Source organism: Pseudochelatococcus lubricantis, assembly GCF_042432495.1.
Taxonomy (GTDB): domain Bacteria; phylum Pseudomonadota; class Alphaproteobacteria; order Rhizobiales; family Beijerinckiaceae; genus Pseudochelatococcus; species Pseudochelatococcus lubricantis.
This window is the reverse complement of sequence record NZ_JBHLXC010000001.1, coordinates 583,993-604,610: the sequence shown is the minus strand read 5'-3', so window position 1 is coordinate 604,610 and position 20,618 is coordinate 583,993. Positions and strand designations below refer to the sequence as shown.

Here is a 20,618-nt window from a genome sequence, read left to right as displayed (position 1 = left end):
TCACGGACGGGCGACGCCGGTCGGCCCCGCCATATACTAGGGAAACAGCAGCGTGCAGCGCAACAGGCCGGGAGACGACGCTCCCCGCAACGCCTCCCCCGGACAGCCCCGCCGTTCAGCCGGCCCGTCCGTGCCGCGCGGCCTCGCGGCGCGGCGCGTAGCCGCCTATGCGCTCGCCGACGTCACGCAGGAGCACCTGCCGCTCGACGAGGCGCTGGAGCGGCAGTTCGGAATCGGCGACGGCATCGCGCTCGACGAGCGTGACCGGGCGCTGGTGCGCGCCATCGTCACGGCAGCGCTGCGGCGGCTCGGCACCATCCACGCCGCGCTCGACGCGCGCATGCCGAAGGGCATTCCGGCCAAGTCCGGCCTGCTGCCGGAAATCCTGATCGTTGGCGCGGCGCAGATCCTGCTGCTCGACATTCCCGACCGTGCGGCGGTGGACCTCGCCGTCCACCACGCGCGGGCAGACAGGCGCGCCTTTCCCTATGCGAAGCTCGTCAATGCCGTGCTGCGGCGCGTGGCGGAATCGCGCGAGGCCATTCTGGCCGAAACCGGCGGCGACGACGTGCCGCACTGGCTGACGGAGCGCTGGCGCGGAACCTATGGCGCGGCAACGGCGCGCGCCATAGCCGGCGCCTTGCGCCACGAGCCCGGTATCGATATCACGGTGAAGGCCGACGCGGCAGGCTGGGCGCAGCGGCTCGACGGCCGGCTGCTGCCCAACGGCTCCGTCCGCCTCAACGCGCGCGCGCATGTCGCCGCCCTCCCCGGCTATGCGGACGGCGAATGGTGGGTGCAGGACGCCGCCGCAAGCCTGCCGGCGCGGCTCATCGCCGCAACCCCGGGCGAGCGCGTCCTCGACCTTTGCGCCGCGCCCGGGGGCAAGACAGCGCAGCTTGCCGCGGCGGGCGCCGTCGTCACCGCCGTCGATCGTTCGCCCGAGCGCCTCGCGCGTCTCGCAGAGAACATGACGCGCCTGAAGCTGGACGTGCGGACGGTAGCGGCAGACGCCCGCACCCTGACCGACGAGCCCTACGATGCCGTGCTGCTCGACGCGCCCTGCTCGGCCACCGGCACCATCCGCCGTCATCCCGATGTCGCCTGGACGAAACAGCCGGAAGAGATCGCGAGCCTCGCCGCGCTCCAGTCGGCGTTGCTCGACCGGGCGGCCGCGCTCGTGCGTCCGGGCGGACGGCTCGTCTACAGCACCTGCTCGCTGGAGCCCGAGGAGGGCGAGGCGCAGATCGCCGCCTTCCTCGCCCGCCACGCCGATTTCGCCCGCTCGCCCGTTTCGCCCGAAGAGATCGGCGGCATCGCGGATGTTATCGACGCGGACGGGCAACTGCGCACCCTGCCCCATCACCTCCCCGACGAGACACCCCGGCTCGCCGGCCTCGACGGCTTCTTCGCCGCCCGTCTCGTGCGCCGGAAGGCTTAGAGCATTGATTTTGAGTGATTTCTTACCGATCAGATATTCCATTTAATCGGTAAGCGCTTTAAATCACGCCTGTTCAAAGCCTGTGGATAACGCTCTGCCGGTAACTTTCCATTTACGCTGCGGGCAAGAATCCGTGCCGTCGTCCGCCCATGCGCGCCGACCGCGTGTAGGATGCGACCGGTTCGGCACGCCCGGCGACACCCCTGCGTGGGCCGCGGCGGATCACAGACGGAAAGCGCGATGACGTTTACGGCATCAGGCGAAGGACACGACGACGGCCATCCCGGCGAGGCCGCCTCCCGCGCGCGGACGCGCGGACGGCGCCGCCGGCGCGTGCCGCCGGTATCGGTCGCGCTCAGCGCGCTTCTGCTCGCCGGCATCGTGGCGTTGGCGATACCCGGCGTCGTGCCGACCGGCGACACTTCCGGCAGCGGCTCATCCGCCCCGCTCGAAGCCTATGTGGCCCGCCCGACGCCGGCCATCGATGCGCTGGACGACAAGCCCGCGCTCTGGACAAATGCCGAGACACCCGAGCCGCTCTATCAGTTGCGCACGCAGGAACTTCTCGACCTTCCCGCGCGCTACGCCGCCCGCGAGCACGGCCTTGGCGGGCGCGAGGACGTGCTCGCCTTCGGCGACTATCATGGCGAGGGGCTGCATCTGCGCCTGTCCGTCTACCGCATGGGCAAGGAGGCGCCCCGCCCGTCGACCTTCTTCGTCGATCTGGCCCGCCGCTCTGCGGAGGCCGGCGTCGGCGTCACCGGCATGGGGCCGCCCGTTGCCGAGGACACGAAATTCGGCCCCACGGAAATCGCCGACGCACGCCTGAACCTAGACGGCGACGAGCGCGCCTGCCAGGCCTTCAGGCTCATGACGACAGCCGAGAGCGAGCAGACATCCTGGCAGATATCCGGCTGGGTATGCGATGCGACGCCCGTCGCGCCACTGGAGATCGCCTGCTTCCTCGATCATCTCTCGGTGACGGAGGCGGCGCACGACATCTCGCTCTCCCGCCTCTTCGCGCGGGCGAACGAACGTCGGCGGCCCGAATGCGGCGGCGTGCCGCAGCCTATCCCGCCGAAAGGCGCATAGCCTTCTGGCGGGTCGGCACTACTGGATCAGCGTCTCCAGCTCGCGAATCACGGCGTCGCCCATGTCGCTCGTGGAAACCGTGTTGGCGCCCGGCGCGGCGATGTCCTTGGTGCGGATGCCCGCCGCCAGCACGTTGGCCACGGCCTTTTCCACCAGATCCGCTTCCTGCCCGAGATCGAACGAATAACGCAGCGCCATCGCGAAGGAGCCGATCATGGCGAGCGGGTTCGCCAGCCCCTGCCCCGCGATGTCCGGCGCCGAGCCATGCACCGGCTCATACAGCGCACGCCGCTTGCCGGTCGCCGGATCTTCCGCGCCCAGGGACGCGGACGGCAGCATGCCGAGCGAACCGGTCAGCATAGCCGCAACGTCCGACAGCAGGTCGCCGAAGAGATTGTCGGTCACGATCACATCGAACTGCTTGGGGTTGCGCACGAGCTGCATGCCGCAGTTATCCGCCAGGATGTGCTCCAGCGCCACATCCTGATAATCCTTGTGCACCTCGTTGACGACCTGGTGCCACAGCACGCCTGTCTTCATGACGTTGCGCTTCTCGGACGACGCGACCTTGCCCCGGCGCTGGCGCGCCAGCTCGAAGGCCACGCGCGCGATGCGCTCGATTTCGTGCGTGGTGTAGATCTGCGTATCGACGGCGCGTTTCTCGCCGTTCTCCAGCGTCACGATCTCCTTCGGCTCGCCGAAATAGACACCGCCCGTCAGCTCGCGCACGATGACGAGGTTCAGGCCGTCGACATATTCGCGCTTCAGGGCGGAGGCCTCCGCCAGCGCCGGATAGCAGATTGCCGGGCGCAGGTTGGCGAAGAGGCCGAGGTCCTTGCGCAGCCGCAGCAGGCCGGCCTCCGGCCGCTGGTTGTAGGGCACGTCGTTCCACTTCGGCCCACCGACCGCGCCGAAGAGAACGGCGTCCGCAGCGAGCGCCCGGTTCAGGGCATCGTCCGCCAGCGCCACGCCGTGCGCGTCATAGGCCGCGCCGCCGACGAGATCCTTCTCGATCTCGAACCGGGCAAGCCCCCTGTTCGAGAACCATTGCACGAGCTTCTCGACCTCGCCCGCGACCTCGGGACCGATGCCGTCGCCCGGCAGGAGCAGCAGATGATGGGATGTCATTGGCGGACGCCTCTTCGCGCGTTTCGTTATCGGGAGAAGCATGAAGCGGCGCGAGCGCCGAATCACGCTCTCCCTGAATACTATCTCTGGCGGATTTTTCTATCCGCAAGCAGTTACACCCACGGCCGGGCGTCGACGTTCTGCGTCTCGTAGTGTTCGATCTCGACGGCCTTTTCCATCGTCAGGCCGATGTCGTCGAGGCCATTCAGCAGGCAATGCTTCCTGAACGGATCGATGTCGAAGGACACCACCTCGCCGTCGGACGCGGTGATGGTCTGCGCCTCCAGGTCGACGGCGAGGCGTGCGTTCCCGCCACGCCGCGCGTTGTCCATCAGCAGTTCGAGTTCTTCCGGCGTCACACGGATGGGCAGGATGCCGTTCTTGAAGCAGTTGTTGTAGAAAATGTCCGCGAACGACGTCGAGATGACGCAGCGGATGCCGAAATCGAGCAGGGCCCAAGGCGCATGCTCGCGAGAGGAGCCGCAGCCGAAGTTGTCGCCCGCCACCAGAATCTGCGCCTGGCGATAGGCGGGCTTGTTGAGCACGAAGTCCGGATTCTCCGTCCCGTCCTCGTTGAGCCGCATCTCCGCGAACAGGCCGCGCGCGAGGCCGGTGCGCTTGATGGTCTTCAAATACTGCTTGGGAATGATCATGTCCGTGTCGACGTTGACGATTTCCATCGGCGCCGCCACGCTGGTCAACTGGGTGAACTTGTCCATTGCGAAAACCCCTCGGCCGATAACGTTACGTTTCAGCCCGTTGCATCGTCCTGCCCGGCCTGCCGTTCGATTTCCTCCATGTCCGCGTCGGAAAGGCCGAAATGGTGGCCGATCTCGTGCACCAGCACATGGGTTATCAGGCTGCCGAGCGTTTCTTCGTGGTCGGCCCAGTAGTCGAGGATGGGCCGGCGATACAGAAACACCAGGTTGGGCATCTGCCCGGTCCAGCGGATGCCGCCGCCCTGCGCCAGCCCGTTGCCGTGAAACAGCCCGAGCAGATCGAACGGCGTCTCGCATTCCATCGCATCGAGCGTGTCGTCGTCGGGAAAATCCTCGATGCGGATGACGACGTCGCGCGCGAGCTCGCGGAACGCTTCCGGCAGCGCGGCGAACGCCGCCTCCGCCAGTTCCTCGAAGACGTCGAGGCCGGGCGCCATCGCGTCGCGCCATTCAGCGGGCTGTCTGCTCACGGTTCACCTCCGAAACTCAGAATGAACAGCAGAAACAGCACGCCCAAGGCGAAATACGCAAGGCCGCGACCGAGACGCCGGCCCCAGATTTCAATGCGGTCCGGCGTCTCGTCCGTCATGGTTCAGCGCCACTCGCGGACGTCGACGAAGCGTCCCGCGATCGCCGCCGCCGCCGCCATGGCCGGGGAGACAAGATGCGTGCGGCCCTTGAAACCCTGCCGGCCCTCGAAATTGCGGTTCGAGGTGGACGCGCAGCGCTCGCCGGGCTCCAGCTTGTCGGCGTTCATGGCAAGGCACATCGAGCAGCCCGGCTCGCGCCATTCGATGCCGGCGTCGATGAAGATGCGGTCGAGGCCCTCCGCCTCCGCCTGAAGCTTCACCAGGCCAGAGCCCGGCACCACCATGGCCTTGACGCCTTCGCGCACCCGGTGGCCCGCGACGACGCGCGCCGCCGCCCGCATGTCCTCGATGCGGCCGTTCGTGCACGAGCCGATGAACACGCGGTCGACCGGGATATCCGTGATTCTCGTGCCGGGCCTCAGGCCGATGTAGTCGAGCGCCCGCCACTTGGCCTGCCGTTTCATTTCGTCGGCAATGTCATCCGGATTCGGCACAACGCCGGCAATCGAGACGACGTCCTCCGGGCTCGTGCCCCAGGTCACGATCGGCGGCAGGTTGGCGCCGTCCAGCACCACCTCGCGGTCGAATATGGCGCCCTCGTCCGTGCGCAGGCTCTCCCAGTAGCGCACGGCGGCATCCCACGCCGCGCCGCGTGGCGCCTTGGGGCGGTCCTTCAGGTACTCGTAGATTTTCTCGTCAGGCGCCACCATGCCGGCGCGCGCGCCGCCCTCGATGGTCATGTTGCAGACCGTCATGCGGCCCTCGACCGAGAGCGAACGGATCGCCTCACCCGCGAACTCCACCACGTGGCCGGTGCCGCCCGCCGTGCCGATCTCGCCGATGATCGCCAGCACCACGTCCTTGGCGCTCACCCCCTCCGGCAGCTGCCCGTCGACGGTGATGCGCATGTTGCGCGCCTTTTTCTGGATCAGCGTCTGGGTGGCGAGCACGTGCTCCACCTCCGAGGTGCCGATGCCGTGCGCAAGCGCGCCAAAGGCGCCGTGGGTCGAGGTGTGGCTGTCGCCACAGACGATGGTCGTGCCCGGCAAGGTAAAACCCTGCTCCGGCCCCACGACGTGGACGATGCCCTGGCGCTTGTCCAGTTCGTTGAAATACTCGACCCCGAAGTCACGCGCGTTTTCCGCCAGCGTCTCGACCTGCTGGGCGCTTTCCGGGTCGTCGATGCCCTTCGAGCGGTCGGTCGTCGGCACGTTGTGATCGACGACGGCGAGCGTGCGCGCGGGGGCGCGCACCTTGCGCCCGGCGAGCCGCAAGCCCTCGAACGCCTGCGGGCTCGTCACCTCATGCACGAGGTGGCGGTCGATGTAGAGCAGGCAGGTGCCGTCCTCCTGCCGGGAGACGACATGGTCGTCCCAGATCTTGTCATACAGGGTACGCGGTTTTGCGTTGTCACGTTGGCCAGCGGCCGGAATACCACTCATGATGCCGAACCTTCAATATCGGCGGGGCAACGTGCAGCTTGCACATTGCCTCAGAAACGAACGGAAGAAATGGAAAATCCGCGCATCGGTTCTACGCGGATGATACTGACGCCGGTCCTTCCGGCGTCAGCGGCCAAGGCCGGCGGCAAGGGACGCGGAAAAGCGCCCGAAAAAACGCCACGGCAGACGCGCATGATCGTGCAACGCCGCAAATTCCTGCGTCGTCGGCCACTTGGGCCGTGCGACCCCTCGCGCAAAACTGCGCGCCGTCACGGACAAAGGCACGGGCGTCATCGTCATAAGAATAGTTCTTAACACAACGGGCCGTGGCGAACAATTCTTTTTGCAGCGGGCGCCCGGACGACACAAAATAACAAAAAGGCGATCCGGCATGAGCCACGGATCGCCTTCCCTCAGATATCGGCAGGGCCGGAAACGGCCTGGTGCCCTTACTTCGCCGCAGGCGCGGCCGCGGCGGCCTGCTTGCCGGAGGTGCGGTTACGATCCACGCGCTCGGCGATACGGGCGGACTTGCCGCGACGGTCGCGCAGGTAATACAGCTTGGCGCGGCGCACCTTGCCCCGGCGCACGACCTTGATGGAATCGATGATCGGCGAGAACAGCGGGAACACGCGCTCCACGCCTTCGCCATAGGAAATCTTGCGGACGGTGAAGCTCTCGTGCAGGCCGGAACCGCCGCGGGCAATCACGACGCCCTCGTAGGCCTGAACGCGGGTGCGGTCGCCTTCCTTGACGCGGACGTTCACGATGACCGTGTCGCCGGGCTGAAACGCGGGGGTCTCGCGAACGGCGGAAAGCTTCGCGATCTGCTCTTTTTCGAGCTGCTCGATGATGTTGCTCATATCAAATACTCCTGCCGAAGCACCAATACGGTGCCAGCGTTTCGGCGCGCTGTTTTCAGTTGATTCCCGCCTGCAGCCAAACTGGCGCGGGGGATGGTGGCGTATACACGAGCCGCACCCGGATGTCGAGCCGTCGCGGCGCGTCCACGTGCCTCTATAGCATTTCGACATTTCATTGAAACGCCGAAATGCTATAAGTTTTTGATATTACGCGCTTTCTTCACGCAAACCGGTATCCACTTTGCTTGAAAACGCTTTAGGTGGATTTCTTCTCCCACAGATCCGGCCGTCGCGCGCGCGTCAGCCGTTCCGCCTCCTCGCGCCGCCAGCGGGCGACGGCGCCGTGGTTGCCGGACAGCAGGATCTCGGGAATCTCCCGCCCCTCCCACGCGCGCGGGCGCGTGTAGTGCGGGTATTCGAGCAGCCCCGCCTCGAAGCTTTCCTCGGCGCCGGAGGAATCGTGGCCCATGACGCCCGGCAGCAGGCGCACGCAGGCGTCGATCATCACCATGGCGGCGAGTTCCCCGCCGGAGAGCACGTAATCGCCGATCGACACTTCCTCAAGGCCGCGCCCGGCGATCACCCGCTCGTCCACCCCTTCGAAGCGCCCGCAGACGATCACCGCCCCCGGCCCTTCGGCAAGCGCGCGCACACGCGCCTGTTCGAGCGGGCGCCCGCGCGGGCTCATCAGGAAGCGCGGCCGCGCGTCGGCCGCGCAGACGGTATCGATCGCCGACGCCAGCACGTCGGCGCGCAGCACCATGCCCGGCCCGCCGCCCGCCGGCGTGTCGTCGACGCTGCGGTGACGGCCGAGGCCGTGGTCGCGGATGTCGTGGGCGTCGAGCGACCAGTCGCCGCGCTTGAGCGCCTCGCCGGCCAGGCTGAAGCCGAGAGGCCCCGGAAACATCTCCGGAAACAGCGTCAGCACGGACGCATGCCAACCCTGGGCATGCCCGCCATGTTCCTCATCCGCGAGGTGCGTCATCGTCATCGTCGCTGAACAGGCCTTCTGCCGCCACCACGATCCGCTTGGCAGCGACGTCCACCACTGGCACGAAGGCCTTCGTGAACGGCAGCAGCGCCGGCGCGCGGCGGCCGAGCGAAGAATGGGGCGCGATCTCGATGACATCGCCGCCGCCGAAATCGTGAAACGCCATCAGCCGGCCGATGACCGTGCCCGAAGCATCCTCGACCCGCGCGCCGATAATGTCGACCTGCAGGAACTCGTCGTCCTCAAGCTCCGCCTGCAGCCGCTCGCGCGGCACATAAAGGCGCTCGCGCGTCAGTGCCTCGGCCGCCTCGCGGGTGGCGACGCCCTCGACGCGGGTGACGAACATGTCCGCCGTCCCGGCCACCGCGCGCAGCCCGGCGAGGACGACGGCGCTGCCATCCTCGCGCTGCAGCGGATTGTAGGACGCGATGGCCGCAGGATCGCCGGTGAAGGACTTCAGCCGCACCTCGCCGCGAACGCCGTGGGCGCGGCCGAATTCGCCGACGAGGACGCGCTCGCGTTTCGCCTCAGCCATGTCCGCAATCCGCGCTCATGTCCGCGTCCGCCCGGATCACGCATCGGCGGGGGCGGCTTCGGCAGCGGCGGCCGCAGCAGCGGCGGCGGCTGCAGCGCGTTCGGCCGCGCGCTCCTGCGCCTTCTTGCCCGGCTGGCCCTTGGCGGGGTTGTTGCGGGCAGCGCGCGGGGCGACGCCGGCGGCGTCAAGGAAGCGCAGCACGCGGTCGGTCGGCTGCGCACCCTTGGCGATCCATTCCTTCGCCTTCTCGGCGTCGAGCGTGATGCGCGCCGGATCGTCCTTCGCCTTCAGCGGATCGTAGGAGCCGATGCGGTCGATGAAGCGACCATCGCGCGGCGAGCGCGCATCGGCGACAACGATACGGTAATAGGGGCGCTTCTTGGCGCCGCCGCGGGCGAGACGAATCTTCAGAGCCATTTTTTCACTTTCCTTTTCAACAAATCAGAATGTACCGGTTTACTTACTTTTTCCTGCCGAACGGATTGAACGATCCGCCGGGTTTGCCGAGCCCCGGCAGGCCGCCGCCAAGCCCCCCGCCGGAGCCGCCGCCCAGGCCGGGAAGTTTCGGAACGCCGCCGCCGGACGGCAGCTTCGGCAAACCAGGATTGGGCAGGCCCGGAGGAAGGCCGCCGCCCGGCAAGCCGCCGGGAGCGAGCCCCGCCGGCAATTGCCTCTTCATTTCCTCGATCGCCTCCGGCGTCAGCTTCGAGGGATCGATATTCGGCATGCCGCCACCGACGCCGAAGAGGTTGCCGAGCGCCCCGGCGATGCCGCCGCGCCCGCCCTTGCCCATGGCCTTCATCACATCGGCCATCTGGCGATGCATCTTGAGCAGCCTGTTGACGTCCTCGACCCGGGTGCCGGAGCCGGCCGCGATGCGCTTCTTGCGGCTCGCCTTCAGGACATCCGGCGCGCGCCGTTCCTGCGGCGTCATCGAATCGATGATGGCCTTCTGGCGCTTCAGCACGCGGTCGTCGAGGTTCGCGTTATCGAGCTGGTTCTTCATCTTGGCGACGCCCGGCATCATGCCGAGCACGCCCTTCATGCCGCCGATGCGCTCCATCTGGCTGATCTGGTCGCGCAAGTCATTGAGATCGAAGGAGCCCTTGCGCATCTTCTCGGCCATGCGCAGGGCCTTTTCGGCGTCGAGAGTTTCCGACGCCTTCTCGACGAGCGATACGATGTCGCCCATGCCCAGGATACGGTTCGCGACACGCCTGGGGTGAAAATCCTCCAGCGCATCGATCTTCTCGCCGGTGCCGACGAGCTTGATCGGCTTGCCGGTGACGGCGCGCATGGAGAGCGCCGCGCCGCCGCGCCCGTCACCGTCCATGCGGGTGAGCACGATGCCGGTGACGCCGAGGCGCGAATCGAAGGCGCGGGCGGTGTTGACCGCGTCCTGGCCGGTGAGGCTGTCGGCGACGAGCAGCACCTCGTGCGGGTCGGTCGCAGCCTTCACCTGCGCCACCTCCGCCATCAGCGCCTCGTCGATGGTGACGCGGCCGGCGGTATCGAGCATGACGACGTCGTAGCCGCCGAGGCGCGCGGCCTCCATGGCCCGGCGCGCGATCTGCACGGCCGACTGGCCGGCGACGATCGGCAGCGCATCGACACCGACCTGCTTCGCCAGCACCGCAAGCTGCTCCATGGCCGCCGGCCGGCGCGTGTCGAGCGACGCCAGCAGGACCTTGCGCTTTTCCTTGTCGGTGAGGCGGCGTGCGATCTTGGCCGTCGTCGTGGTCTTGCCCGAGCCCTGCAGGCCGACCATGAGGATGGCGACGGGCGGCAGCGAGTCGAGGCTGATCGGGACCGCTTCCGTGCCGAGCATCTCGACGAGCTGGTCGTGCACGATCTTGACGACCATCTGACCCGGCGTCACGGACTTGACGACGTTGGCACCGACGGCGGCGGCCTTCACCTTGTCCGTGAAGCTGCGCACCACCTCCAGCGCCACGTCGGCCTCCAGCAGCGCACGGCGGACCTCGCGCAGCGCCACGTTGACGTCCGCCTCGGTCAGCGCGCCACGGCGCGTCAGCGTATCGAAAATGCCGGAAAGTTTCTCGGAAAGGCTCTCGAACATGGCTGTCTCCGGTTATCCGTTGGCGGCCGCCGTCACGCGGGCGCGCGCCATCCGTCCCCGCAGGGGGATGTGCGGGCGCGCATGCGCAATGTCCAGACCCGGCAGAACGCCCGCCGTGCGGGCCGCTTCGCCAACCATGCCACTCTCTCCGTCAACGATCCGCCGGAAAATCCCATGGGCGCAAAGCCGAACGCGCCCGAGGGCGCAACGCGCTGTCGGACGTTGACCTCCGGCCGGGCATGACATGCCGGACACGGTCGGCGGCTCACGAACAATGGTTCGGGCGGATATATCCGGACCTTATGCAATCGGAAACACGAACGAGTCAAGCCCTCTCGCACAGCAACACGCACGCGGACGCAGCGGAAGCGTCAGCCCCCGCTTCCCGGCGCGGGCGCAGCAGGCGCGGGTACGACAGCCGGCGGCTCATTCCGAGCAGGTTCTTGCCGAGCAGGCTCTTGCGCAGGTTTTTGTACAGGTTCTTGCGCCGCCGGCGGCTCCTGCGCGGGCGTCGCCGGCGTTTCGGGTTCCTTTGGCGTCCCCGCCCCTTCCTGGGGCTGCGGCGCGGGGGCTTTCCCGCCTGGCGCGTCAACAGGCTGCACGTATATATAGACCTCCAGCGCCTCGTCGGTGGGGTCCGTCAGATCGGTGACGTATTCCTCGATGAAGGCGTCGCGCACCACGATGTTGCGGCTGTCGAGCCAGGCAGTAACAGCCTCGTAGGTGGTCTCGATATCGTCGTAGGGCGAGGCGTGCACGAACCGGTAGGCCTTGCCGGACGGACTGAGGCCGAGCCTGACCGCATCGGCGGTGGCATCCTTCGCGCCCTTGCCGTCGACATGCTCCGCCGCCGCCTGCCGCAGCGCCTCCTGCGCCGCGGCATCGCCGCCGTCGGGCTCCACGGGCAGCATGGCATCGAAGCTGAAGCCGTTGTCGTCCGTCCGCGTGAAGATGGCGAACGGTCTGCCCTTCACGTCGAAGCCGGCAGCGATGGCGATTTCGTCGAGCAGCCTGAAGGCGGCCGAAAGGCTCTCGAATCCCTTCGCCCATTCAGCCTGCGACGACAGCACCAGCGTCTTGCGGGGTGCGATGTCGACCTCGTCCACGCCGCCCGCGTCGGCGGGTGCGGGCGCGAGCGTCGACTGGGAGGCGTCGGGCGCCCGCGGCGTATCGCCCGCCTGGTATGGCGAAGGCGCCAGGCTGCCGGGGATGCTGCCCGGGATGCCGGGATAGGGAATGGGCGGTGCTGCAGGCGTATCGCGAACCACGGCGGCCGGGGGCGGCCCGGCGGTTTCGACGGTTTCGGCGGGCGTCGCATGCGCCACCGCCACGCCGCCCGCCACCACCACGAGGGAAGCCAGAAACGCGAATCGCTCACGCGCCATCATCACATCGCTCCAGAGATCAGCGCCGCAAGGACCGGACCGCGCCAGAACGGCCGGGCCGCTGTCCGGGCCGCGCCATGAACTTTCGCTTAGCAGTCTTCGCTTATCATATGAATGTTACGGGTAAAGGGCAGGCCGTTCGATTGCGTTTTCTTTCTGACGCCCTTCGGCCCTATACTGCCGGCGCGGCCATCGGCCCGGAAGCGTCCGGCAAGTGTGGAACCTGCCGGGAGTGGTTATTTTCGCCCCCTGCACCATATCTGCCTGTCGTGGCCTTGCCGCGCTACCATTCATGACGGACACAAAACTTGAATACGCTCGCCAATCTGCCTTTTCTCAAGATGAACGGTCTCGGCAACGAGATCATCGTGCTGGACCTGCGCGGCCGCTCGCACATCGTCACGGAACGGGAGGCGCGCGCCATCGGACGGTTTGAACGGGCGCGCTTCGAGCAGCTCATGGTGCTGCACGATCCCGTTTCCGAAGGCACGGACGCCTTCGTGCGCATCTACAATGCGGACGGCTCGGAAGCCGGCGCCTGCGGCAACGGCACGCGCTGCGTGGCGTGGGCCATCCTGCGTGGCACCGATCGCAGGCAGGCTGTCGTCGAAACCGCCGCCGGCGTCCTCGCCTGCACACGGCAGGACGACACCGTCTTCACCGTCGACATGGGCGCGCCGCGCTTCGCCTGGGAGGATATTCCCCTCGCCCATCCGGTCACGGAAACGGCGGCGCTGCCCCTGCACCGCGAGGCGGAGGGGCTGCCGGCGCTGGAGAAGCCCTTCGGCGTGAGCATGGGCAATCCGCATGCCATCTTCTTCGTCAGCGACGCCGCAGCCTACGACCTGGCCGCGATCGGCCCGTCGCTGGAGCACGATCCGCTGTTTCCCGAACGCGCCAACATCTCGCTGGCGCAGGTGCTCGACAGCGAGCATCTGCTGCTGCGCGTGTGGGAGCGGGGCGCGGGCGAGACCCGCGCCTGCGGTTCGGGCGCCTGCGCGGCGGCGGTGGCCGCCATGGCGCGCGGGCTGGCCGGGCGGCGGCTGGAAGTGCAGCTTCCCGGCGGCGCCCTCACCATTGAATGGCGGGACGACGGCCACGTGCTGATGACCGGCCCCACCGAACTCGAATGGGCGGATAGCCTGCCCCCGGCCCTGTTCCAGGACGCCGCCGCCTGATGGCCGTCGAGATCGTCACTTTCGGCTGCCGGCTGAACATCGCCGAATCCGAGGCGTTGCGGCGCCACGCGGAGGCCGCCGGCGGCGATATCGTCATCGTCAACACCTGCGCCGTGACGGCGGAAGCGACTCGCCACGCCCGCCAGAGCATCCGCCGCCTGAAGCGCGAACGTCCCGGCGCCGAGATTGTCGTCACCGGCTGCGCGGCGCAGATCGAGCCCGGCCGCTTCGCCGCGATGCCGGAGGTGGCGCGCGTCGTCGGCAACGCGGAGAAGATGCGCCCCGAGACATGGACGACGCCTGCGACCGAACGTGTTTCCGTCAGCGACATCATGGCCGTGCGCGAGACCGCGCCACAGATGGCGGACGCCTTCGAGGGCCACACGCGCGCCTTCGTGCAGGTGCAGAACGGCTGCGACCACCGCTGCACGTTCTGTGTCATTCCCTACGGGCGCGGGCCGTCGCGCTCGGTGCCGATGGGCGAAGTGGTCGACAGCCTCAAACGGCTGGTGGACAACGGCTACCGCGAGGCCGTCATCACCGGCGTCGACATCACGAGCTATGGCGCGGACCTGCCCGGCAAGCCGACCCTCGGCCTGCTGGTGAAGAACATCCTGCGCCATGTGCCCGGGCTCGCGCGGCTGCGACTGTCCTCCATCGACTCGGTGGAGGCGGACGACCATCTCCTGGAGGCGATCGCCACCGACGCGCGCATGATGCCGCACCTGCATCTTTCCCTGCAGTCGGGCGACGATCTCGTCCTCAAGCGCATGAAGCGCCGCCACGCGCACGCGGACATGCTGAAATTCGTGGAAACGTTGCGCCGCCTGCGCCCCGATATGGTGTTCGGCGCGGATATCATCGCCGGCTTCCCGACCGAGACGGAAGAGATGTTCGCCCGTTCATACGAGGCCGTCGTCGCCTACGGGCTGACGCACCTGCACGTCTTCCCGTTCTCGCCCCGACCCGGCACGCCGGCGGCGCGCATGCCGCAGGTGGCGCGCGAAATCGTGAAGGAGCGCGCGGCGCGGCTGCGCGGGCTCGGCGCGCGCCTGCTGGAAATGCACCTCGCCGGCGAGGTCGGACAGCAGCGCATCGTGCTGACGGAGCGCGGAAGCGTCGGCCGCACGGAGGCGTTCACGCCGGTGAAGCTGCCCGGCTCAACGGTTCCCGGCCAGCTCCTGCCCGTCATCATCCGCGCCCACGACGGGCGGCAGCTTGTCGCTGCCTGACGGCGCGGGCGCGTCGAAGCCGAGAGCGGCGAAGGTTTCCGCCATATGGGCCGGCAGGGGCGCCTCCACATGAACGGGCTCCCGCTTGGGATAGAGCGGCAGCGTGATGGCGCGCGCATGCAGATGCAGGCCCGGACCGCCGAAGCGCGGCGCGTGGCCGTAGACGGCGTCGCCGAGGATGGGAAAACCGCTCGCGGAGCAGTGCACACGCAGCTGGTGCGTGCGACCCGTCACCGGCTCCAGCGCCAGCCACGTCCGGCCGCCGGCCCGCCCCAGCACCCGCCAGCGGGTGAGCGCCGGCTGGCCGGCCGGATCGACCTTCATCCACCAGCCCCTGTCCGGATCGCGCGGGGCGAGCGGCAGTTCGATCTCGCCCGTCTCCGCCTCCGGCCCGCCTTCCACGATGGCCCAGTAGGTCTTGTGCGCCTGGTTGCCCTTGAACAATTTTCCCAGCCGCTCCAGCGCCTTGCGATGGCGGCCGAGGACGAGGCAGCCGGAGGTGTCGCGATCGAGCCTGTGGGCAAGTTCCGGCACGCGGGGCAGGCCGAAGCGCAACGCGAGCAGAAACTGCGTCAGCGTCTGCGTGCCTGCGCGCCCGCTGCGCGACAGGCTGTTGCGCGGCCCCGGATGCACCGGCAGGCCCGCCGGCTTGTCGATGACGAGCATGAGCGCATCGCGATACAGCACGCGGCGCATTATCTCGGCTTCTGTGACTTCCCCGTTCATGCCGTTCGGGCTATCGAGGATGTCGCGCGATGGCAAGCCTGTGCGCAAACAATCTGGAACCTGCAACGACGGAAAAGCACATGACCGACGACGACAGGCAGGACGGCAAGAAACGCGGCCTGTTCTCCCGCCTCTTCGGCAGGAAGCCGGAAGCCGCGCCCGCGCCGCAGCCCGCGGAGAACGAGCAAGCCCCCGTCCCGCCGCAGGAAGCCCCGGAACCGCAGGCAGCGGAGGAAGCGCCGCTGCCCGAATCAGCCGTGCCCGAGATTGTCGCGACGGAGCCCGCCGCACCGTCGCCCGTCAGCGCGCCCGAACCCGAGGTGGAGCCGGAGGAGCCAGAGCCCGAGGTGGAAAAGCCAGAGCCCGGGGTGGAAGAGCCGGAGGTGGAAGAGCCGCCGGCGAAAGGCGGCTGGTGGCAGCGCCTCAAGGCCGGCCTGTCACGCACGTCCTCGTCCATCGGCTCGGGCATCGCGGGCATCTTCACGCGCCGCAAGCTCGACGACACGACGCTGGAGGAGCTGGAGGACATCCTCATCCAGGCGGATCTCGGCGTCGCCATGGCGACGCGCGTCACCGAGGCGGTGGGCAAGGGGCGCTACGACAAATCCATCGAGCCCGAGGAAGTGAAGGCGATCCTCGCGCGCGAGATCGCGGCCGTGCTCGAATCTGTCGCCCGGCCCCTCGCGATCGACACCGCGAAAAAGCCGTTCGTGATCCTGATGGTCGGCGTCAACGGGTCGGGCAAGACGACCACCATCGGCAAGCTCGCGCAAAAATTCCGGGCGGAGGGGCGCTCCGTGATGCTCGCCGCCGGCGACACGTTCCGCGCCGCCGCCATCGAACAGCTCTCGGTGTGGGGCGAGCGCACGGGCGCGCGCGTTATCCGCCGCGAGCAGGGCGCCGACGCGGCGGGCCTCGCCTTCGACGCGCTGAAGGAAGCGCAGGAGAGCGCCACCGACGTGCTTCTCATCGATACCGCCGGCCGCCTGCAGAACAAGGCGGGGCTGATGGCGGAACTCGAAAAGATCATCCGCGTCGTCAGGAAGCGCGACGAGAGCGCCCCCCACGCGGTTCTGCTGGTGCTCGACGCCACGACGGGGCAGAATGCCATCAGCCAGGTAGATATCTTCGGCCAGATGGCGGGCGTCACCGGCCTCGTCATGACCAAGCTCGACGGCACGGCGCGCGGCGGCATCCTCGTCGCCATCGCCGACAAGTTCGGGCTGCCGGTGCATTTCATCGGCGTAGGCGAAGGCGTCGACGACCTCGAACCCTTCGCCGCAACGGATTTCGCCCGCGCCGTCGCCGGGCTCGACGAGCACGAAAGACCATGACGCAACCTGCCGAAACCGGAAAAGAGGGCCTGCCGCCCCTCACCAAGCTGCTGCTGGAGATGGGGCCGCTGCTGCTGTTCTTCGCCGCGAACGCGCGCCCCGGCTATTTCACGCCCTTCGTTGGCCCCCTGCTGCCCGCCGGCATGGGCGCCGAGCACGCGGGCATCTTCGCTGCCACGGCGGTTTTCATGCTGGCGACGGTCGCTGCGCTCGTCGTCAACTACGTGCTGGAACGGCGCGTGCCGATCATGCCGCTGGTGTCGGGCATCGTGGTGGTGAGTTTCGGCGCCATGACGCTGTGGCTCAACGACGACCTATTCATCAAGCTCAAGCCCACCATCGTCAACTGCCTGTTCGGCTCCATCCTGCTCGGCGGCCTGTTCCTGTTCGACAAGCCGCTGCTGCCCGTCATCTTCGGCGGCGTATTCCAGCTTGACGACGAGGGCTGGCGCAAGCTCACCTTCCGCTGGGGCGCGTTCTTCTTCGTGCTCGCCGCGATCAACGAGATCGTCTGGCGCACGCAAAGCACGGATTTCTGGGTGAGTTTCAAGGTGTTCGGCATGACGCCGATCACGCTCGCCTTCGCGATCGCCCAGACGCGGCTTATCCTGCAGCACTCGCCGCAGGAGGAGCCGAAGGAGGGCTGAACGGTCCCGCTACCGGGCGGAAGCCGCCTCGGCGATGGCCTTTTCCAGCGTCGTCGCGAGGGCTTCCGGCGTCAGCGGGCCGATGTGCTTGTGGCGGATGGTGCCGTCGCCCGCCACCACGAAGGTCTCCGGAACGCCGTAGACGCCCCAGTCGATGCCGACGCGGCCGTTCTCGTCCGCGCCCACGGCCGCGAAGGGGTTGCCCAGCGCCCCGAGGAAGCGGCGCGCGTTCTCCGGCGCGTCCTTGTAGTTGATGCCGACGACGGTCACGCGCGGATCGGCCGCGAGCCGAACGAGCAGCGGATGCTCCTGCCGGCAGGGCACGCACCACGACGCCCAGACATTGACGAGCGTGACCTTGCCGGCCTTCAGATCGGCCGTCGCGAGCCCCGGCACCGGCGCGCCGTCGCGCACGAGTCCCGGCAGCGGCGGCAGCGCGAACGCCGGCACCGTGCGCCCGATGAGGGCGGACGGCACACGCGACGGATCGCCTTCGATGAGCCGCGACAGGAACAGCGTCGCGAGCGCGCCGAAAACGACGAGCGGCAGCAGCACCAGAAGGCGCCGGCGCGGCTTCTCCGGCGCCTCCTGTTCAGTCGGCGAAGCAGGTTCTTTCCGCAGGTCCGGTTCGGCCGTCGTGGTCATGGTTGCGCCGCCTTCCGCCGCGACCGGCGCTGCACACCGCGCGCCTCGAAATCCGCAAGGGCGCGCTGTTGCGCCCGGTGATCGAGAACCGCGCGCAGGATCAGCCCGCCCACGGTGATCGCGGCGAACGCATAGGCCGCGACGATATAACCCATATGCCCGCCGCTCATCGGGCCACCCCCGGCGCAACGACCGCCGCGACGGGCGCGCGCTCCCGCTGCTGGGCCTCCAGCAGGCTCAGCGCGCGCACGCGCCGGCGCAGGATCTCCGTGCGCATGCCCGACAGGTGCAGCGAGACCGCGAGCAGGGTGAAGCCCGCCGCCATCACCAGCAGCGGCCACAGCATGGAGGCGTCGATGGTCGACCCGCCCAGCCGGAACACGGAGGCAGGCTGGTGCAGGGTGTTCCACCAGTCCACGGAGAACTTCACGATCGGGATGTTGACGAAGCCGACCAGCGTCATGATGGCGACGGCGCGCGCGGCCGCCGACGGCTCCTCGATCGCCCGCCACAGACCGATGATGCCGAGATAGATCAGCAGCAGCACGAGTTCCGACGTCAGCCGCGCATCCCACACCCACCACGTGCCCCACATCGGCTTGCCCCAGATGGAGCCGGTGACGAGGCACAGCAGCGTGAAGGCCGCGCCGATGGGAGCGGCCGCCTTCTGCGCCACGTCCGCCAGCGGGTGGCGCCATACCAGCGTGCCGATGGCCGAGCCCGTCATCATGGCGTAGAGAAACAGCGACAGCCAGGCGGCGGGAACGTGGATATACATGATGCGCACCGTGGCGCCCTGCTGGTAGTCGTCCGGCACCTGAAAGAACACGAGCCAGAGCCCGACCGCCAGGAGCACCGCCGACAGGCCGGCCATCCACGGCAGCACGCGCGCGGAGAGCGCCAGAAAGCGGGTCGGATTGGCGAGCGCCGTCAATATCGAGTTGTTTTCAGCCATCCCCGGTTCCGGATATCAGGGTTCGACGATCGCCCTCCCCAACGCTGTGCGGCACGGCGTTTCTGGAGGAGGCCCCAGTTTACAGCCCATGTAAAGACAGCCGAAGCGCCCGGCAATGCGATAATTTGCCCGACGATCATACGCGGGTTTCCCAAGGAAGGCATGACGCGCCGCAACGTGGCCGCCCGGAAGCCGTTCGTGGCCGTGAACAGGGGCACGGCCGGCGTCTACCCCTCCGCCCGCAGCGCCATCGCCGCCGCCACGGCACCGACGACGAGCGCCGCGAGGCTGATCGCGCACAGGATGAGGAAGGGCGTCAGGAACGGCACCGTGCCGCCGGTGGCGGCGCCCGCCGCGGAGACGCCGAAGATGAGGGTAGGCACCATCAACGGCATCACGAGGATGGAGAGAATCAGTCCGCCACGCCGCAAGCGCGCGGTCAGCGCCGCGCCGACCATGCCAATGAAGGTGAGTGCCGGCGTCCCGACGAGCAGGGTGGCGGAAACCGCCAGCATGGCCTGCGGCGTCAGCGCCAGCAGCAGCCCGAACAGCGGCGCGCAGAGCGCCAGCGGCAACCCCGTCGTGAGCCAGTGCGCGGCGCCCTTGGCGATCACCACGAGTTCGAGCGGCGTCTCGCTCGCCAGCATGATAGCGAGCGACCCGTCCTCCTCATCGGCCTGGAACAGCCGGTCGAGGCCGATCAGCGTGGAGAGCACCGCAGCAAGCCACAGGATGGCCGGGCCGATGCGCGACAGCAGGTTGAGGTCAGGACCGATGGCGAAGGGAATGAGCGTCACCAGCATCAGGAAGAACACCAGCGACAGCCCGCCCGCCCCGCCGATACGCGCGGCGATGTGCAGGTCGCGCCCGACAATGGCGACGAGCGTGCGAATCACCACATCACCTCGGCGTCCTCGGCCTCCTGCGGCGGCTCGATGCGTAGCGTCAGCGCGCCGTCGAGCGCCAGCGGCAGGTGCGTCGCGGCGACGATCAGGCCCCCGTTCGCCAGATGCTCGCGCATCAGTCCATTGACCAGCGCCTGCGACGGCGTGTCGAGCGCCGAGGTCGGCTCATCGAGCAGCCAGACGGGACGGGATGTGACAAAAAGTCGCGCCAGCGCCACCCGCCGCCGCTGGCCGGCGGACAGGTAGGCGACCGGCAGCCGCGCCAGATGGGCGACATCGAGCTTCTCCAGCGCCTCGACGGGCGTGAGCGCCGGATGGCCGAGCACGTCTCGGGCGAAGGCGAGATTTTCCTCGGCGGTCAACATCGCCTTGAGCCCCTCGCGGTGGCCGACCGCGTTGATGACTTCCGGCAGGGTGCGTTCGCCCGCTTCCATCAGTTGCAAAGTCCCCCCCGCGGGCTTGAGCGCGCCGCCCAGCAGGGCGAGCAGACTCGACTTGCCGGCACCGTTGCGGCCGGTGATGACGAGCGCCTGCCCCGCGGCGAGCGTGAAGCAGAGACCGGAAAACAGCAGCCGCCCGGAGCGGCGGCAGGCGAGATTGTCGACGACGATTCGCAAGGCCGGTTTAAATCCTCTCTAAACAATTGCTTTCAGGCGACTAGCTCTTTAGAACAACTATCAACGGTCTAGCGCACCGACGCGAAAGTGACTATATAACTCGCAGGCTGCGC

The 20,618-nt window shown here is 68.2% G+C and carries 24 protein-coding genes; 6 read left to right on the top strand and 18 right to left on the bottom strand.

Annotated features, from left to right (window positions below):
* Nucleotides 1-52: 52 nt before the first annotated feature.
* Nucleotides 53-1,441: an RsmB/NOP family class I SAM-dependent RNA methyltransferase gene (locus tag ACFFJ7_RS02575; protein ID WP_377590668.1), complete on the top strand. Its 1,389-nt coding sequence runs from the start codon at nucleotides 53-55 to the stop codon at nucleotides 1,439-1,441.
* A gap of 240 nt (nucleotides 1,442-1,681) precedes the next feature.
* Nucleotides 1,682-2,533 carry a hypothetical protein gene (locus tag ACFFJ7_RS02570; protein WP_377590667.1) on the top strand — a complete coding sequence of 284 codons (852 nt, stop codon included), beginning with the start codon at nucleotides 1,682-1,684 and terminating at the stop codon, nucleotides 2,531-2,533.
* A gap of 18 nt (nucleotides 2,534-2,551) precedes the next feature.
* Here the strand turns inward: ACFFJ7_RS02570 and leuB are convergent, their stop codons facing one another.
* The 12 genes from leuB to ACFFJ7_RS02510 all read right to left on the bottom strand — a co-directional run bounded on the left by leuB (nucleotide 2,552) and on the right by ACFFJ7_RS02510 (nucleotide 12,269).
* Nucleotides 2,552-3,661, bottom strand: coding sequence for a 3-isopropylmalate dehydrogenase (gene leuB / locus ACFFJ7_RS02565; protein WP_377590666.1), 1,110 nt, complete (start codon nucleotides 3,659-3,661; stop codon nucleotides 2,552-2,554).
* A gap of 113 nt (nucleotides 3,662-3,774) precedes the next feature.
* Nucleotides 3,775-4,380: a 3-isopropylmalate dehydratase small subunit gene (gene leuD, locus ACFFJ7_RS02560; RefSeq protein WP_377590665.1), complete on the bottom strand. Its 606-nt coding sequence runs from the start codon at nucleotides 4,378-4,380 to the stop codon at nucleotides 3,775-3,777.
* Between the two features lie 32 nt (nucleotides 4,381-4,412).
* Entirely contained in the window at nucleotides 4,413-4,817 is a 405-nt protein-coding gene (locus ACFFJ7_RS02555; protein ID WP_208394127.1) for a metallopeptidase family protein, read from the bottom strand.
* A 29-nt stretch (nucleotides 4,818-4,846) separates the two neighbouring features.
* A complete protein-coding gene (locus tag ACFFJ7_RS02550; protein WP_377590664.1) occupies nucleotides 4,847-4,969 on the bottom strand; it encodes a hypothetical protein in 123 nt (40 codons plus the stop codon).
* Nucleotides 4,970-4,972: 3 nt separating this feature from the next.
* Entirely contained in the window at nucleotides 4,973-6,412 is a 1,440-nt protein-coding gene (leuC, locus tag ACFFJ7_RS02545; protein ID WP_377590663.1) for a 3-isopropylmalate dehydratase large subunit, read from the bottom strand.
* A 449-nt stretch (nucleotides 6,413-6,861) separates the two neighbouring features.
* Entirely contained in the window at nucleotides 6,862-7,275 is a 414-nt protein-coding gene (rplS, locus tag ACFFJ7_RS02540; protein ID WP_166949680.1) for a 50S ribosomal protein L19, read from the bottom strand.
* Nucleotides 7,276-7,531: 256 nt separating this feature from the next.
* A complete protein-coding gene (gene trmD / locus ACFFJ7_RS02535; protein WP_377590662.1) occupies nucleotides 7,532-8,266 on the bottom strand; it encodes a tRNA (guanosine(37)-N1)-methyltransferase TrmD in 735 nt (244 codons plus the stop codon).
* Nucleotides 8,241-8,801 (bottom strand): ribosome maturation factor RimM, encoded by a 561-nt coding sequence (rimM, locus tag ACFFJ7_RS02530; RefSeq protein WP_166949676.1) that lies wholly within the window; start codon nucleotides 8,799-8,801, stop codon nucleotides 8,241-8,243. The genes trmD and rimM overlap by 26 nt, the downstream gene beginning before the upstream one ends.
* Nucleotides 8,802-8,837: 36 nt before the next feature.
* The gene (rpsP, locus tag ACFFJ7_RS02525; protein WP_377590661.1) at nucleotides 8,838-9,218 is read right to left on the bottom strand and encodes a 30S ribosomal protein S16; all 381 of its coding nucleotides are present in this window, start codon (nucleotides 9,216-9,218) and stop codon (nucleotides 8,838-8,840) included.
* A 43-nt stretch (nucleotides 9,219-9,261) separates the two neighbouring features.
* Entirely contained in the window at nucleotides 9,262-10,881 is a 1,620-nt protein-coding gene (gene ffh, locus ACFFJ7_RS02520; protein WP_377590660.1) for a signal recognition particle protein, read from the bottom strand.
* A gap of 12 nt (nucleotides 10,882-10,893) precedes the next feature.
* Complete coding sequence (locus ACFFJ7_RS02515; protein ID WP_281351076.1) at nucleotides 10,894-11,019, bottom strand: hypothetical protein; 126 nt, start codon at nucleotides 11,017-11,019, stop codon at nucleotides 10,894-10,896.
* Between the two features lie 233 nt (nucleotides 11,020-11,252).
* Nucleotides 11,253-12,269 carry a GyrI-like domain-containing protein gene (locus tag ACFFJ7_RS02510; protein ID WP_377590659.1) on the bottom strand — a complete coding sequence of 339 codons (1,017 nt, stop codon included), beginning with the start codon at nucleotides 12,267-12,269 and terminating at the stop codon, nucleotides 11,253-11,255.
* Nucleotides 12,270-12,574: 305 nt separating this feature from the next.
* Here ACFFJ7_RS02510 and dapF point away from each other — a divergent pair, with 305 nt between their 5' ends.
* Nucleotides 12,575-13,444, top strand: coding sequence for a diaminopimelate epimerase (gene dapF / locus ACFFJ7_RS02505; RefSeq protein ID WP_377590658.1), 870 nt, complete (start codon nucleotides 12,575-12,577; stop codon nucleotides 13,442-13,444).
* Nucleotides 13,444-14,676: a tRNA (N(6)-L-threonylcarbamoyladenosine(37)-C(2))-methylthiotransferase MtaB gene (gene mtaB, locus ACFFJ7_RS02500; protein WP_377590657.1), complete on the top strand. Its 1,233-nt coding sequence runs from the start codon at nucleotides 13,444-13,446 to the stop codon at nucleotides 14,674-14,676. The genes dapF and mtaB overlap by 1 nt, the downstream gene beginning before the upstream one ends.
* Here the strand turns inward: mtaB and ACFFJ7_RS02495 are convergent.
* Nucleotides 14,605-15,372 (bottom strand): RluA family pseudouridine synthase, encoded by a 768-nt coding sequence (locus ACFFJ7_RS02495; RefSeq protein ID WP_377590656.1) that lies wholly within the window; start codon nucleotides 15,370-15,372, stop codon nucleotides 14,605-14,607. The genes mtaB and ACFFJ7_RS02495 overlap by 72 nt on opposite strands.
* 110 nt (nucleotides 15,373-15,482) lie before the next feature.
* Between ACFFJ7_RS02495 and ftsY the strand changes: the two genes are divergently transcribed.
* A complete protein-coding gene (gene ftsY / locus ACFFJ7_RS02490) occupies nucleotides 15,483-16,736 on the top strand; it encodes a signal recognition particle-docking protein FtsY (protein ID WP_377590655.1) in 1,254 nt (417 codons plus the stop codon).
* Nucleotides 16,733-17,383, top strand: coding sequence for a septation protein A (locus ACFFJ7_RS02485; protein WP_166949662.1), 651 nt, complete (start codon nucleotides 16,733-16,735; stop codon nucleotides 17,381-17,383). Before ftsY ends, ACFFJ7_RS02485 begins: the two co-directional genes overlap by 4 nt.
* Nucleotides 17,384-17,392: 9 nt before the next feature.
* On the opposite strand, the gene ACFFJ7_RS02480 is transcribed toward ACFFJ7_RS02485, so the two are convergent.
* The 5 genes from ACFFJ7_RS02480 to ccmA form a co-directional block, all read right to left on the bottom strand.
* Nucleotides 17,393-18,028: a DsbE family thiol:disulfide interchange protein gene (locus ACFFJ7_RS02480; protein WP_377590654.1), complete on the bottom strand. Its 636-nt coding sequence runs from the start codon at nucleotides 18,026-18,028 to the stop codon at nucleotides 17,393-17,395.
* Entirely contained in the window at nucleotides 18,025-18,198 is a 174-nt protein-coding gene (gene ccmD / locus ACFFJ7_RS02475; protein WP_166949658.1) for a heme exporter protein CcmD, read from the bottom strand. Before ccmD ends, ACFFJ7_RS02480 begins: the two co-directional genes overlap by 4 nt.
* The gene (locus ACFFJ7_RS02470) at nucleotides 18,195-18,983 is read right to left on the bottom strand and encodes a heme ABC transporter permease (protein ID WP_166949656.1); all 789 of its coding nucleotides are present in this window, start codon (nucleotides 18,981-18,983) and stop codon (nucleotides 18,195-18,197) included. Before ACFFJ7_RS02470 ends, ccmD begins: the two co-directional genes overlap by 4 nt.
* Before the next feature lie 227 nt (nucleotides 18,984-19,210).
* On the bottom strand, nucleotides 19,211-19,879 hold the full coding sequence (gene ccmB / locus ACFFJ7_RS02465; protein WP_166950232.1) for a heme exporter protein CcmB: 669 nt from the start codon (nucleotides 19,877-19,879) through the stop codon (nucleotides 19,211-19,213).
* The gene (gene ccmA / locus ACFFJ7_RS02460) at nucleotides 19,876-20,505 is read right to left on the bottom strand and encodes a heme ABC exporter ATP-binding protein CcmA (RefSeq protein WP_166949655.1); all 630 of its coding nucleotides are present in this window, start codon (nucleotides 20,503-20,505) and stop codon (nucleotides 19,876-19,878) included. Before ccmA ends, ccmB begins: the two co-directional genes overlap by 4 nt.
* Between the last annotated feature and the right edge of the window lie 113 nt (nucleotides 20,506-20,618).

Bases quoted from the DNA above. Each gene is read 5' to 3' on its own strand.
- ACFFJ7_RS02570 (WP_377590667.1), top strand. From the start codon at position 1,682: ATGACGTTTACGGCATCAGGCGAAGGACACGACGACGGCCATCCCGGC.
- leuB (WP_377590666.1), bottom strand. From the start codon at position 3,661: ATGACATCCCATCATCTGCTGCTCCTGCCGGGCGACGGCATCGGTCCC.
- leuD (WP_377590665.1), bottom strand. From the start codon at position 4,380: ATGGACAAGTTCACCCAGTTGACCAGCGTGGCGGCGCCGATGGAAATC.
- ACFFJ7_RS02555 (WP_208394127.1), bottom strand. From the start codon at position 4,817: ATGGCGCCCGGCCTCGACGTCTTCGAGGAACTGGCGGAGGCGGCGTTC.
- ACFFJ7_RS02550 (WP_377590664.1), bottom strand. From the start codon at position 4,969: ATGACGGACGAGACGCCGGACCGCATTGAAATCTGGGGCCGGCGTCTC.
- leuC (WP_377590663.1), bottom strand. From the start codon at position 6,412: ATGAGTGGTATTCCGGCCGCTGGCCAACGTGACAACGCAAAACCGCGT.
- rplS (WP_166949680.1), bottom strand. From the start codon at position 7,275: ATGAGCAACATCATCGAGCAGCTCGAAAAAGAGCAGATCGCGAAGCTT.
- trmD (WP_377590662.1), bottom strand. From the start codon at position 8,266: ATGACGATGACGCACCTCGCGGATGAGGAACATGGCGGGCATGCCCAG.
- rimM (WP_166949676.1), bottom strand. From the start codon at position 8,801: ATGGCTGAGGCGAAACGCGAGCGCGTCCTCGTCGGCGAATTCGGCCGC.
- rpsP (WP_377590661.1), bottom strand. From the start codon at position 9,218: ATGGCTCTGAAGATTCGTCTCGCCCGCGGCGGCGCCAAGAAGCGCCCC.
- ffh (WP_377590660.1), bottom strand. From the start codon at position 10,881: ATGTTCGAGAGCCTTTCCGAGAAACTTTCCGGCATTTTCGATACGCTG.
- ACFFJ7_RS02515 (WP_281351076.1), bottom strand. From the start codon at position 11,019: ATGGTTGGCGAAGCGGCCCGCACGGCGGGCGTTCTGCCGGGTCTGGAC.
- ACFFJ7_RS02510 (WP_377590659.1), bottom strand. From the start codon at position 12,269: ATGATGGCGCGTGAGCGATTCGCGTTTCTGGCTTCCCTCGTGGTGGTG.
- mtaB (WP_377590657.1), top strand. From the start codon at position 13,444: ATGGCCGTCGAGATCGTCACTTTCGGCTGCCGGCTGAACATCGCCGAA.
- ACFFJ7_RS02495 (WP_377590656.1), bottom strand. From the start codon at position 15,372: ATGCGCCGCGTGCTGTATCGCGATGCGCTCATGCTCGTCATCGACAAG.
- ftsY (WP_377590655.1), top strand. From the start codon at position 15,483: ATGACCGACGACGACAGGCAGGACGGCAAGAAACGCGGCCTGTTCTCC.
- ACFFJ7_RS02485 (WP_166949662.1), top strand. From the start codon at position 16,733: ATGACGCAACCTGCCGAAACCGGAAAAGAGGGCCTGCCGCCCCTCACC.
- ACFFJ7_RS02480 (WP_377590654.1), bottom strand. From the start codon at position 18,028: ATGACCACGACGGCCGAACCGGACCTGCGGAAAGAACCTGCTTCGCCG.
- ccmD (WP_166949658.1), bottom strand. From the start codon at position 18,198: ATGAGCGGCGGGCATATGGGTTATATCGTCGCGGCCTATGCGTTCGCC.
- ACFFJ7_RS02470 (WP_166949656.1), bottom strand. From the start codon at position 18,983: ATGGCTGAAAACAACTCGATATTGACGGCGCTCGCCAATCCGACCCGC.